The organism is Intrasporangium sp., assembly GCF_039812505.1.
Lineage (GTDB): Bacteria > Actinomycetota > Actinomycetes > Actinomycetales > Dermatophilaceae > Intrasporangium_A.
Window position 1 is genome coordinate 1 of sequence record NZ_JBDIAQ010000099.1, and the last position, 12,774, is coordinate 12,774.

The following is a 12,774-nucleotide window of genomic DNA, read 5'->3' on the forward strand; positions in this document are numbered from 1 at the left end:
CTGCCGATGCCGTTCGTGCAGCGCTGGTCCGAGCCGGCCCACCCGGCCGCCACCGGTAGCCCTCGGCTACCGGATCCGCCGCCGGCGCCCGCGTCCGCGTACGTGCCGCTGACCCTCGCGTCGACGCCGACCGTCTCGCGGGCACCGGACGACGAGACCGCCCCCATCCCGGCCGTCGTGCAGCCGGACGACGTCATGCCGCCGGGACGACCGGACGGCCCGGACGACGCAACCCGGCCCGCCGCGGAGGGCACGGCGGCACCGGCCGAGCTGAGCGGCATACGGCAAGGTGCGGATGCCCCGTCCCCGCCGACCGCCCAGCAGGTCGAGGAGCTCGCGCGGCGGCTCTACGACCCGGTGGTCGCGCGGCTGCGGGCCGAGCTGCTCGTGGACCGGGAGCGTCACGGCCGGCGGACGGACATGTGGTGAGGAGGACCCGATGATTCCGGAGGTGGACACCGCGCTCACCGTGAGCTTCCAGGTCAAGCTGGACGACCAGGACCTCGGCGAGTTCTACAGCTGCGAAGGGCTGGGTTGCGAGGTCGTGATGGAGACCCGGGACGAGGGCGGCAACAACGGTTTCACGTGGCAGCTGCCGACGAAGCTCAAGTTCCCCAACATCCGGCTGACCAGGCCGCTCGGCAAGGACACCGAGAAGGTGGCCCGCTGGTTCGCCAGCATGCAGACGGGCTACACGCGGCGCACCGCGACGATCGTGGCGATGGGCGCGGACGGCCGGACCATCGCCACCTGGGGGCTGCTCGACGTCGTGCCGGTGCGGTGGAGCGGGCCGTCCCTCAGCGCCGACCAGTCCAAGGTCGTCACGGAGACGATCGAGATCGCGCACCACGGCTTCCTCGCCAACGGGAGCGCGTGATGGCCGGCGGCTCCGTCGCGATGGATGTCGCCGCGGCCGGCGGTGGGGCAGCTGCGCCGAACAGCCGGCCCAAGCTCGAGCACGCCTACCTGCTGGTCCACGAGCCGTCCCCGGACGGGTCCCTGTCCCGGCCCGGGGCCCAGATCGACAAGATCTCCTTCCAGTTCAACCCGAAGGAGCTGAACGTCAACAAGGCGGCCCGCTGGATCCGGGCCACCGGCCAGGGCAACACGAAGTCGGGTCCCCCCCAGTTCCAGGGCCCCGAGCCCGCCAAGCTCACCCTGGAGATGTTCCTCGACGCGTCCGACACGCAGGGCACGACGGTCGTCAAGACCGTCGAACGGCTGATGGCCTGCTGCGTGCCCACCACCGCCTCGCACGACCGGGACAAGGGGTCGCCGCCGTGGGTGCTGTTCCGGTGGGGCGGTCTCACCGGCTTCCTGGCCTACGTCAGTCAGGTGGGCGTGCGCTACACGCTCTTCACGCCCGGCGGGCTGCCCATCCGCGCCACCTGCACTGTGTCGCTCGAGGAGCTCGCGGGGGAGACCCCCCGACAGAACCCCACCTCCGGCGGGCTCGTCCCGCGCCGGGTGCACGTCGTCGTCGAGGGCGACACGCTCGCCGCGCTGGCCTACCGGGAGTACGGCAGCCCAGGCCTGTGGCGGGCGGTCGCGGCGGTCAACGGGATCGACGACCCGATGCGGCTGCCGCCGGGGACGCGCCTGCTGATGCCGTCCGGCGAGGACCTGGCGGCTGCGACGGCCCCGCCGCAGGACGCGGAACCCGCCACCGCGGCGGCCCCGTCGCCCGCCGGGCCGTGGGCCGGGGCGGGGGTGCCCCGTGCCCAATGAGGAGACCAGCAGCACCGCGCAGGTGGCCGTGAACGGCCAGCCACTGCCGCCGGAGGTAGCGGCGGCGCTCGTCTCGGTGGTGGTCGAGGACAGCCGGCAGGTGCCGGCGCTGTTCGTCCTCACCTTCCTCGACGAGGACGCCGACGTCCTGCAGCGCGCCGCGCTGCGGATCGGGGCCCAGGTGCGGGTGCAGGTGCAGCGCAGCGGCCCGGGCAGCGCGGTCGAGCTGCTGACCGGCGAGGTGACGGCGCTGGAGGTCGAGGTCAGCGAGCTGGGCACCCGCACCGTGGTGCGCGGCTACGACAAGACCCACCGGCTCCAGCGCGGCCGGCGGGTCAAGGCGTACACCGACATGACGGTCCCGGACATCGTCCGGTCGGTCGCCTCCGCGGCAGCCCTGTCGGTGGGACAGATCGACAGCTTCCCCGGGGTTCTCAAGCACGTCAGCCAGGCCGGCGTCAGCGACTGGGCGTTCCTCCAGGAGCTTGCGACGAGCGTCGGCGCGGAGGTGGCGCTGAACGGGGACGGGGCACTGGACTTCCGCAAGCCGGCCCGTGCCGCGACCGGACCGGCCACCACAGCGTCGGCCCGGCAGAACGCGCTCGTCGTCGAGAAGGGTTACAACCTGATCCACCTGCGCGGCGGGGTCACCGCCTCCGACCAGGTGCCGTCGGTGGAGGTCAGGGGATGGGACGTCGCCGCCGCCCAGGCGATCGTCTCGACCCAGCCTGCCGCGGCGACCAACGTGGACGGCAACGGCATCGACCCCGCTGGGCTCGCCCGGGCCTTCGGCGCCCAGCCCTGGCTGGAGCCGTGGCCGGCGCACACGACATCCGGCCCGTGCGGCGACCTGGCCGCCTCGATCTCCGCCCGGCTCGCCGCGGGCTGCGTCGAGCTCGACGGGATCGTCCGGGGCAACCCCAGCCTGCGGGCGGGCGCGGTCGTGGCGGTGACCAAGGTCGGCACGCCGTTCGACGGCAAGTACGTGCTGACCTCGACGCGCCACGAGATAAGCCGGGACCGCGGGTACGTCACGCACTTCGCGGTGAGCGGCGCGTCGGAACGCTCGCTGCACGGGATCGCCGAGTCCACCGGGGCCGGCCCGGCCCGCCGCCGCCGGGTCGACGGGCTGCTCAACGCCGTCGTCACCTCGGTCAAGGACCCCGACAACAAGGGGCGCGTCCAGGTCAAGTACCCCGTCCTGTCGGACAGCTACGTCAGCGCCTGGGCGCGCACGGTACAGCCCGGCGCCGGCGGCGGGCGCGGCGCCATCGTGTTGCCGGAGGTCAACGACGAGGTGCTGGTCGGGTTCGGCCTGGGCAACTTCAACGACCCGTACGTCCTCGGTGGTCTCTACAACGGCCGGGCGGCGCCCACGAAGGCGTGGGGCGAACACGTGGACTCGACCAGTGGCGCGGTGACCCGCCGCGCGTTCGTCTCGCGAACCGGCATGGTCGTGGAGCTGGTCGAGACCCAGCAGGACGAGCAGCTCACGTTGAGCACCAGCGGCGGCAAGCAGCGGGTCACCCTGACCCAGAAGGCGAACGCCGGCATCGAGATCGTGTCCGAGGGGCCGGTGTCCGTCACCGCCAAGCAGGACGTGACCGTCACGGCGCAGCAGGGCGTCTCGGTGACGGCGCAGCGCGACGTCAAGGTCGAGACGACGGGGGGCAACCTGACCGCCAAGGCGCTCGAGATCACCCTCGAGGGCAGCACCGCCGTCAAGGTGAAGGCCCCGAACGTCGCCGTCGAGGCGACCGGGTCCCTCGAGCTCAAGGGCACCTCGGTCAAGATCGCCGCCAACGCCACCGCCGAGCTCTCGGCCGCCGCCCTGACCACCGTGAAGGGAGGCCTGGTGCGGATCAACTGAGGGCCGACCGCCACCCGTACGGACAAGGAGGAGGAGCGATGCCACCGGCCGCTCGCGTCACCGACCAGACCGGACACCCCGGCGTGATCACCGGCCCCGGCGTGGCCACCGTGCTGATCGGTGGGCTGCCCGCCGCGGTGCTCGGGGACCTGCACACCTGCGCCTTCCCGGGGATACCGCCGCACCCGCCCACGCCGCTGGCACCCGGGTGCCCCACCGTGCTCATCGGCTCACGGCCGGCCATCCGGGTCGGCGACCTGGCCGGCTGCGGCGCGCCGGTCATCCCGCCCGGCTGCCCGACGGTCCTGATCGGGGGTTGAGGATGGCGCAGGAGTTCATCGGCTCCGGCTGGAGCTTCCCCCTCGCGGCCGACGCCACCGGCGGGGTCTCGCTCGTGACGGGCACCCGGGAGATCGAGGAGAGCATCCGGCTGATCCTGGCCACGGCCCCCGGCGAGCGGCCGATGCGACCCGAGTTCGGGTGCGCCGTCCACGACTACGTCTTCGCCCCGGCCGATGCGGGCACTGCGGGAGACATCGCGTACGCCGTCCGCGTCGCCCTCGACCGGTGGGAGCCGAGGATCGTGGTCGAGTCTGTGGACGTCCGCTTCGACGAGATCGACCTGGGGACGCTCTACATCGACATCGGCTACTCCATCGCCGGCACGAACGACCCCCGCAACCTCGTCTTCCCCTTCTACGTCATCCCCGCAGCCGAAGGTGGTGGTGCGTCGTGAGCCTGCCCCTGCCCAACCTGGACGATCGCCGGTTCCAGGACCTCGTCGACGACGCCAAGCGGCTCGTGCAGCTGCGCTGCCCCGAGTGGACCGACCACAACGTGTCGGACCCCGGCGTCACCCTCATCGAGGCCTTCGCCTACCTGACCGACCAGCTGATCTACCGACTCAACCGGGTGCCGGACAAGCTCTACCTAGCCTTCCTCGACCTCATCGGGGTTCGCCCGCACCCCCCTGGGGCGGCCGCGGCGGACCTGACCTTCTGGCTCTCGGCGCCCCAGCCGGACCCGGTGCAGGTCGCGCGCGGCACGAGTGTCGCGACGCAGCGCACGGAGCGCGAGGAGCCCGTCGTCTTCGAGACGACCCAGGATCTGGTCGTCCCGCCACGACGACTCGCCACGGTGGCCACCCAGGCGGTCTCCGGGCAGCCGGTGCCCAGGTCCCTGGAGCTGGGCGACGAGACCGGCTTCCGGGCCTTCACGACGCCGCCGGAGCTCGGCGACGCGCTGCTGTTCGCCCTGGATGGCGCCGCACCGCGCTGCGCCGTCGCGCTGCGCTTCGACTGCGACGTCCAGGGCGCCGGGGTCCACCCGGACCACCCCCCACTGCGCTGGGAGGCGTGGACCCGGGCCGGCTGGCAGCCCTGCGAGCTCGACTCGGACGGCACCGGCGGGCTGAACCGGCCCGGCGACGTGATCGTCCACGTGCCCGCCGGCCACGCCGTGTCCACGACGGGAGGGGCACACGGCGGCTGGCTCCGGTGCGTCGTGACGGAGCCGGTGGGCGACTTTCCCGCCTACCGCGTGTCTCCCGAGGTGCGGGCCGTGACCGCCTTCACCATCGGCGGCACGGTGGGCTCGGTCAACGCCGAGGTGGTCCGCGACGAGGTGGTGGGCCTCTCGGAGGGGGTGCCGGGCCAGTCGTTCGTGCTGGCGCACCATCCGCTGGTCCGGGACGCGACGCCGGTCGTCATCGACGTGGCGGCCGGGTCGGGCTGGGAGGAGTGGACCGAGGTGACCTCCTTCGCCGACCGGCGACCGGACGAGCGCGTCTTCCGCCTCGACGCCGCCTCCGGGACGGTCGAGCTGCCCCCCGCCGTGCGGGAGGCCGACGGGACGATGCGCCGGTACGGTGCGGTTCCGCCGCGTGGGGCGCCCCTGCGGGTCCAGTCCTACCGGTTCGGGGGAGGGGCGCGCGGCAACGTCTCCGCTCGGGCCCTCCAGACGCTGCGCGCCCCCATCCCCTTCGTCGACCGGGTCGAGAACCGCCGCCCGGCGGTCGGCGGGGTGGCGGCCGAGACGCTGGAGGAGCTGCGGCTGCGCGGGCCCCTGGAGCTGCGCACCCGGGACCGGGCCGTCACCGCCGAGGACTTCGAGATCCTCGCGCTCCAGGCCGCCCCGAACCTGGCCCGGGTGCGCTGCGCTCCCGAGGGCGACTGCGGCGCGAGGCTGCTCGTCGTGCCGACTGCCGCGCGCGCGGCCGACGGGACGATCCGCTTCGAGGACCTGGTGCCGTCGGCGGACCTGCTGGGGGTGCTGCGCGACCATCTCGACGACCGCCGTGTCGTCGGGACGCGGCTGGTGATCGAGCCCCCGTACTACCAGGGCGTCACCGTCGTCGCCCAGCTGCGGGCCCGTCCTCGGGCCGACGTGATCGCCCTGCAGGACGAGTCGCTCGCCGTGCTGTACCGGTACTTCGACCCGCTGGTCGGCGGCCCGGACGGGACCGGGTGGCCCTTCGGGCGACCCGTCCAGGCCGGGGAGGTCTACGGGGTGCTGCAGCGGCTGCCGGGTACCGAGTTCGTCGAGCAGGTCCGGCTGTTCACCGCGGACCCCAGGACGTCGCAGCGCGGCCAGCAGACCGACCGGATCGAGCTGGACCCGCAGGCCCTGGTGTTCTCGTTCGGGCACCAGGTGCGGGCCGTGAAGGAGCGGTCCTGATGCGGGGCATCGTCGCCGACCTCGACACGGCCTTCCCGATGCTGCTCCAGCTCCCGGGCGTCTACCAGGACGGCGACTTCGGGCCGCGCTTCGTCGCCGCGTTCGACGACTCCCTGGCGCCGATCCTGTCGACCCTGGACAACCTGGCCGCCTACGTCGACCCGCGCCTGGCCCCGAGCGACTTCGTGGCCATGCTGGCCCACTGGGTCGCGGTCCAGATCGACGACCAGATGCAGCCCGCGGACCAGCGCCGGGCCGTCGTCGACGCGATGCGGACCCACGCGCGCCGCGGGACCGTGGCCGCCCTGCGCAATGTGGTGGCCCACCTCACCGGCGCGCAGGTCGAGGTGACCGACAGCGGGGCGGTCACCACCTCGAGCACGCCCGGCGCACCGCTACCCGGGGCGGCCGTGCCGGAGGTGCACGTCCGCATCGTGGTCGCCGACCCCGACACCGTGGACCGGGCCCGGATCGAGGCGGTGCTGCGGACGGTCAAGCCCGTCCACGTGCGGCACGTCCTCGAGGTCGTGACCGGATGACGTCGCCGAGTATGCCGCCGTCGCCGGCGGCCTGAGCACGAGGAGGTGGGCTCCGTGGTTCGATGCGAGAAGTGCGGGACCTCGAACGAGGACGGCGAGTCGTTCTGCGGGCAGTGCGGTGCCTACCTGGACTGGCAGGAGAAGCCGCCGCCCCCGGAGCCCGAGCCGGTCGCGGAGCCGGAGCCCGAACCGGAACCGGAGCCGCAGGCCCCGGTCGAGCCGGAGCACCCGACGCTGATCGAGCGGGTCAAGCAGGCGGCGGGGATCTCCGCCCCCGACCCGGGTGTCGACAAGGTGGTGCCCAATCAGGCCCCGCCGGCGGCCGGCCCGCCACCGGCCCCGGGCACGGGCGGGGTCGCTCCCGCGGCGTCCGGGACCCCGCCCCCCACCGGGACGGCGCCGGTCCGCGCCACGGCGGCACCCGTCCTGCCGGGGGCGGCCGCCGCCGCGCCACGCCGGCGCCGTGAGCCGCCCCCGGAGGAGCGGCGCCCGCTGCCGGGGGAGACGGTCTGCCCGGCCTGCGGCGCGGGGAACGTGCCCACCCGACGGTTCTGCCGGCGCTGCGGCGCCGACCTCGTGGACGCGGCGATCGTGCCCGAGCTGCCTTGGTACCGCAGGATCTTCCGTCGGTCCCCCCAGCGCGGACACCTGGCCGGGGACCGACCGGTGGTCCATCGTGGGCGCCGCCGCTTCTGGCGCAAGGTCGTCACGACGATCATCGTCATCGGCGTGCTGGGTGCCGGGGCCTGGTTCGCGTTGCCGTTCATCGGCCCGGTGGGACAGACCGTCCGGGACCGGGTGCTCGGGGCGCAGATCGTCAACCCGACCAAGATCACCGCGTCGAGCTTCGCCAAGGGCCACGGCCCCGGGGAGCTGCGGGACGGCACCACCAACCGGTACTGGGCACCTGCCAAGGCCGGCGCCGGGGTGGGGCAGTGGGTCGAGATGACCTTCCCCGAGAAGATCCGGCTGGTGCGCATGCAGGTCTTCAACGGCTCGTCGGAGGACCCGAAGGACTACCTGCGCACCGCCCGGGTGCAGACGGTCGAGCTGCGCCTGACCCGTCCGGACGGCAGCTCGGACACCCGCTCGATCACGCTGGCCGACAGTCCGGGCCAGCAGGACTTCGAGATCGGGGTCAGCGACGTCATCCGGGCCCGGATGACGGTCAAGAGCGCCTACGGGGCCACGCCCAAGGTCCACGTGGCGCTCGGGGAGGTCGCGTTCTACAAGCGCTCCTCCTGACGTGCGTCCGGCCGGCGGCGGGCGGTCCCACGAACCGGCCCGCCCGCCGCCGCGTCGACGCCCAGCGAGCGCAGCATGCGCCGGTACCCCTCCCGGGCCAGGGAGGCCGCCGCCGGTGCGCCGGCCATCCCGTGGGCGGTGATCAGGGCCCGCCAGCCGGGGTCGCTGCACGAGTCGAGCTCGACCGCCCGGGACGCCGCCGCGATGGCCGCCCTCGGGTCGGCCGCCTCGAGGTGCAGCACGGCGAGCCGGGTGGCCGCTCCGGCGGCCATCCGGCAGAGCTCCTCGCGCAGCCCGACCACCCACTCGGCGGCGCCCTCCTGGGGCAGGAGGTGAGCGGCATACAGCTCGACCGTGCGGGTGAGCGCCTCGGTCTCCGCGTCGGTGTGCCCCTCCGCGGCCGCGGCGTCGGCCAGCCGCAGCTGCGCGCGGAAGCGCTGCACGTCGGTGACGTCGAGCCGGTCGGGTGCGAACACGTAGCTCTCACCCCGGCGGGCCAGCACGGCGCGCGACTGTCCCGGGACGAGGGTCTCGAGGGCATGACGGCCGGCCGAGACCGCGACGTGCAGGTTGTGCACGGCGGCCCCCTCCGTGCGCGTCGGCCAGAACCAGTCGACCAGCTCGTCGCGACGGACCGGTTCGCCGGCCCGCACGATGAGCGCGGACAGGACCGCCCTCGCGACCGGTCGTACCCGGGACAGGTCGAGCTGAGTGGTGCCGAGGCGGACCCGCAGGTCGCCGAAGCAGCGCACGTCGAGGCCCGCGATGCCGCCGACCGACCCGCCGACCGACCCGGCAGGTCGGCGCTCGGTGCGCACCGTCGATACCGTGACGGCCGCGTCCGGGTCCGGTCGGCGCCCGACCCGGAAGAGCTCGGGCGGCAGCCAGCACCAGGGCCGCAGTGGGAGGCGTGCATCGGCGTCCCTGGGCTCGGTGAGCCGTTCGGCCTGCGCGAGCAGGTCGGCGCGGGACTGCGGGCACAGGATCGCCATGGCCGCATACGCCGTCGCGAGGGCGCCGTCGCTGCCCACGGACCGGGCGAGCGCCGCGGCCGACTGCGCCGACGCAGCGGCCTCCGGCAGCTCCAGGCTTGCGGCGGACAGTGCCAGCCCGGCGCGCAGCCAGGCCTCCGCCGCCGGCCAGTCGAGTAGGCGGGCCCGGTCGACGAGACGGTCGAGCAGGTCGATGTCGGGCACGCCCAGGCGCAGGCTCGCCACCACCACCGCGCACTCGAGCAGGAACGATCCGACCTCGTCGCCCGCCCCGGCGCGCGTCGCCGCCGCGTGCCGGACCGTGGTCAGGGTCCACTCCCGCGGTTGCCGGCTCAGCGCGATGGCCAGGACGGCTCGAGCGAGCCAGACCTGTCCCGTGGCCCTCGCCTCGGCCAGCAGGTCGTCCAGCCGCGAGGCCGAGTCGGCGGCGTCGACGAGGACGGCCACGGCCGCCGTCACGAGCCGGGAGTCCTCGATGCGCCGGATCATCCCCTCGACCCCGGCGTCGACCACCTCGGCGCAGAGCGCGGCCCCCTGGGCGGCTGCCGCGTCGGTGCCGGACGGCCCGTCGTGGAAGGTGTCGAGGACCCGCCGGGCGGTCGCGGCGGCGGTGTCGAGCCGGCCGGAGCCGAGCTGTCGTCGCGCGAGCGCGAGCCCGGCCCACGGGTCGTCGCGCCAGAGCCCCGGCGGCAGCGCGTCGAGCCAGGCCGAGCTCTCCGGGCTCGTGAGCCGCCCCCCGTGGCTGCACAGCAGCCCCGACAGCGCCGTCCAGTTGCCGGCGCGCGCCCGGGCGGCGGCCTCCTCGACGACGTCCCCGTCGTCGCCGACGATGTCCGCGGCCCGGTCGAACAGCTCCCTGACCAGCCCGTGGCCGAGCTCGGCGGTGAGCCGCACCCGCAGGTGCTCCCGGACGACCGGGTGGTAGTGGTAGGTGAGCGCGTCGTCGGGGTCGGCCCGCACGAGGCCCTCGCGGTGGGCGAGGGCGCGCAGCGTGGCCCCGGCGGTGGCCGTGCCCAGCAGCGCGTTGGCGCGATCGACCGTGACCGTGTCGAAGACGCTCGTGGCCGTGAGGAACCGCACGAGGGGCGGCGTCAGGGAGGCGAGCACCTCGCGATCGACGTAGTCGCCGAGGAACCGGCCGCTCGCCTGGGCGATGCCCCCGGGCATCCGGCCGCCCGTCGCGTGCCGGTCCCTGGCGGGCGGACCGGGCATCGGGGGCCGGCCGGCGGCGTCGCCGAGGTGGTGGAGCTGCAGGGCCGCCGCCCAGCCGTCCGTACGGGCCGCGAGGTCCAGCGCCGCGGCCTCCGACACCGGCACCTCGTAGACGTCCGCGAACAGCTGGGCCACCTCCCAGGGGCGGAAGCGCAGGTCGTCCTCGGTGAGCAGCACGGGCATCGGCATCTCGCGTCGGGCGAGGTTGAAGGCCGGCAGCGTCCGCGACACGACCACGACGGTGACGTGCGGAGTGGCCCGCTCGATGTAGCGCTGGACGGCGACCAGCTCGGCGGCGTCGATCGCGTGTGCGTCGTCGAGCACCAGGACGCGGCCGTTCGCGGTGCCCGACGGGTCGGCCAGCCAGCCGACCTCGTGCGGTACGGACCCGCGGACCCAGCGCGCGGGTAGCCCACGGCAGGCCGTCCAGTCCTCGACGAGGGTCGTCTTGCCGGTCCCGACCGGGGCGACCACCAGCGCGAAGCCGCCGCTGACCGCGCGGTCCAGGGCGTCGAGCAGCCGGTCACGCCGCAGCACCCGTGCGGCGCGAGGCTGGTCCTGCCAGCCGGCACGGTGGATCGTGTCGGCCACGGGCGATCGCCTCCCCGGGGTAAGCGAGCCTTCGGCCCTGACCCGACAAGTGTTTCACGCTAAAAAGGCCGCATTGTGCGGATTCGCAGCTTCCTTTACGGTCCCTTTACCAATTTCTTGCCTCCCCGCTCGCTGCTCGGCGGGCCGGGCGCGGGCCGGGCGTGGGCCGCTGCGGGGCGGGGATGGTGAGAGACTGCTCGAATGCGTGCACTGACCAAGTTGAACGCGGGTCCGGGCCTCGAGCTGGTCGAGCGCCCCGAGCCCACCTGCGGGCCGACCGACGTGATGATCCGGGTGCTGCGCGCCGGCCTGTGCGGCACCGACCTGCACCTGCAGCAGTGGGACGACTGGGCCGCCGCGACGGTCCGGCCGCCGCTGGTGATCGGGCACGAGTTCTACGGCGAGGTCGTCGAGGTCGGCGCCGAGGTGACCGGCGTCGAGGTCGGCGACCGGGCCTCCGGCGAGGGCCACATCGTGTGCGGGCGGTGCCGCAACTGCCGGGCGGGCCGCCGCCACCTGTGCATCCGCACTCAGGGGATCGGCGTCAACCGGGACGGCGCCTTCGCCGACCTGGTCGTCATCCCGGCGAGCAACGTCTGGGTGCAGCCACCCAGCCTCGACCCCGACCTCGGCGCGGTCTTCGACCCGCTCGGGAACGCGACCCACACCGCGCTGCAGTGGCCGATGGTCGGCGAGGACGTCGTCATCACCGGCGCGGGGCCGATCGGGGTGATGGCCGCGGCCATCGCCCGGCACGCCGGTGCGCGCTACGTGGTCGTGTCGGACGCCAGCGACTACCGGTTGGGGCTGGCGCACTCGGCGGGGGCGGACGTCACCGTCAACGTGACCCGCGAGTCCCTCGCCGACGCGCAGCGGCAGCTCGGGATGAAGGAGGGCTTCGACATCGGTCTGGAGATGTCCGGTGCCGCGCCGGCCGTCACCGACCTGATCGCCAACATGAACCACGGCGGCCGGATCGCCCTGCTCGGGCTGCCCCACCAGCCCTACGAGCTCGACTGGGGCAAGGTCATCACCCACATGATCACGCTCCGGGGCATCTACGGGCGCGAGATGTACGACACCTGGTACGCGATGTCCCAGATGATTGCCACGTCAGAGGTCTTCCGGGCCGCGGTCACCCAGGTCATCACGCACCGCTTCCCCGCAGAGCAGTGGGAGCAGGCCTTCGCCACCGCCCGGTCGGGGCAGTGTGGCAAGGTCGTGCTCGACTGGAGCTGAGGACCCTTCCGGTATGCCGCCCAGCCCCGACCCGCCGGCACCGACCCGCCCGCTCGTGCTCCTGCACGGCATCGGACAGTCGCCGATCGCGTGGCAGGAGTTCGTCAGCGCCTTCGGCGCCGGGCGCGCCATGCACGCGCCGTGGATGCGCGGGCTGCGACCCACCGATGCCGTCGGGTTCGACCTCGACGCGGCGGCAGTGGATGTCGCCAACCAGCTCGAGCTGCAGGGGATGCGGCAGGTGGACCTGCTCGGCGTCTCGGTCGGCGGCAACGTCGCGCTGCGGCTGGCCGTCGAGCGGCCCGAGCTGGCCCGCCGGATCGTGCTGGCCGGGGCCCTGGTGCGACCGACGAAGGCGCAGCTGCGCATGCAGAAGCTCGCGCTGCGCCTCGTCCCCGAGGGCAAGCTCGTCGACGCCGGGGTGTCCCGCCCGCGGATGCTCGCCGTCTTCGACGCGCTGCGCACGCTCGACGCGACGAGCACGCTGGCCCGGGTGCGGGCACCCGCGCTCGTGCTCGCCGGGGCGGGGGACCGGCTCGGCCGGGCCGCGGCCGAGCTGCTGGCCCGGGGTCTGCCCGACGCCCGGCTCGAGACGATCCCGGGCGGGTCCTCGATGCTGAACGACTCGTCGCCCCGAGAGCTCGCCGCGCTCGCCCACGCCTTCCTCGACGCCCCGTCCTGA

Annotated in this window: 11 protein-coding genes and 1 pseudogene; 11 read left to right on the forward strand and 1 reads right to left on the reverse strand. The window is 74.2% G+C overall.

The window, feature by feature from the left end; all coding sequences use genetic code 11:
- From WMI84_RS12600 to WMI84_RS12640, 9 genes and pseudogenes are all read left to right on the forward strand, one after another.
- A pseudogene (locus WMI84_RS12600) lies at nucleotides 1–429 on the forward strand (hypothetical protein); the annotation flags it as partial.
- A gap of 10 nt (nucleotides 430–439) precedes the next feature.
- Nucleotides 440–877, forward strand: coding sequence for a phage tail protein (locus WMI84_RS12605; RefSeq protein WP_347353665.1), 438 nt, complete (start codon nucleotides 440–442; stop codon nucleotides 875–877).
- A complete protein-coding gene (locus WMI84_RS12610) occupies nucleotides 877–1,728 on the forward strand; it encodes a LysM peptidoglycan-binding domain-containing protein (RefSeq protein ID WP_347353667.1) in 852 nt (283 codons plus the stop codon). Before WMI84_RS12605 ends, WMI84_RS12610 begins: the two co-directional genes overlap by 1 nt.
- Entirely contained in the window at nucleotides 1,718–3,598 is a 1,881-nt protein-coding gene (locus WMI84_RS12615; RefSeq protein ID WP_347353669.1) for a VgrG-related protein, read from the forward strand. The genes WMI84_RS12610 and WMI84_RS12615 overlap by 11 nt, the downstream gene beginning before the upstream one ends.
- A 38-nt stretch (nucleotides 3,599–3,636) precedes the next feature.
- Nucleotides 3,637–3,918 carry a PAAR domain-containing protein gene (locus WMI84_RS12620; RefSeq protein WP_347353671.1) on the forward strand — a complete coding sequence of 94 codons (282 nt, stop codon included), beginning with the start codon at nucleotides 3,637–3,639 and terminating at the stop codon, nucleotides 3,916–3,918.
- 2 nt (nucleotides 3,919–3,920) lie between these two features.
- Nucleotides 3,921–4,334: a GPW/gp25 family protein gene (locus WMI84_RS12625; RefSeq protein WP_347353673.1), complete on the forward strand. Its 414-nt coding sequence runs from the start codon at nucleotides 3,921–3,923 to the stop codon at nucleotides 4,332–4,334.
- Nucleotides 4,331–6,274 (forward strand): putative baseplate assembly protein, encoded by a 1,944-nt coding sequence (locus WMI84_RS12630; RefSeq protein WP_347353675.1) that lies wholly within the window; start codon nucleotides 4,331–4,333, stop codon nucleotides 6,272–6,274. The genes WMI84_RS12625 and WMI84_RS12630 overlap by 4 nt, the downstream gene beginning before the upstream one ends.
- Nucleotides 6,274–6,813, forward strand: a complete 540-nt coding sequence (locus WMI84_RS12635) for a phage tail protein (RefSeq protein ID WP_347353677.1) — start codon at nucleotides 6,274–6,276, stop codon at nucleotides 6,811–6,813. The genes WMI84_RS12630 and WMI84_RS12635 overlap by 1 nt, the downstream gene beginning before the upstream one ends.
- 54 nt (nucleotides 6,814–6,867) lie before the next feature.
- Nucleotides 6,868–8,058: a zinc-ribbon domain-containing protein gene (locus WMI84_RS12640; protein WP_347353679.1), complete on the forward strand. Its 1,191-nt coding sequence runs from the start codon at nucleotides 6,868–6,870 to the stop codon at nucleotides 8,056–8,058.
- Here WMI84_RS12640 and WMI84_RS12645 read toward each other — a convergent pair.
- Nucleotides 8,040–10,853 carry a BTAD domain-containing putative transcriptional regulator gene (locus tag WMI84_RS12645; RefSeq protein WP_347353681.1) on the reverse strand — a complete coding sequence of 938 codons (2,814 nt, stop codon included), beginning with the start codon at nucleotides 10,851–10,853 and terminating at the stop codon, nucleotides 8,040–8,042. The genes WMI84_RS12640 and WMI84_RS12645 overlap by 19 nt on opposite strands.
- Before the next feature lie 201 nt (nucleotides 10,854–11,054).
- On the opposite strand from WMI84_RS12645, the gene tdh reads away from it, so the two are divergent.
- Nucleotides 11,055–12,092, forward strand: coding sequence for an L-threonine 3-dehydrogenase (gene tdh, locus WMI84_RS12650; RefSeq protein WP_347353683.1), 1,038 nt, complete (start codon nucleotides 11,055–11,057; stop codon nucleotides 12,090–12,092).
- 13 nt (nucleotides 12,093–12,105) lie between these two features.
- Nucleotides 12,106–12,774: an alpha/beta hydrolase gene (locus tag WMI84_RS12655; RefSeq protein WP_347353685.1), complete on the forward strand. Its 669-nt coding sequence runs from the start codon at nucleotides 12,106–12,108 to the stop codon at nucleotides 12,772–12,774.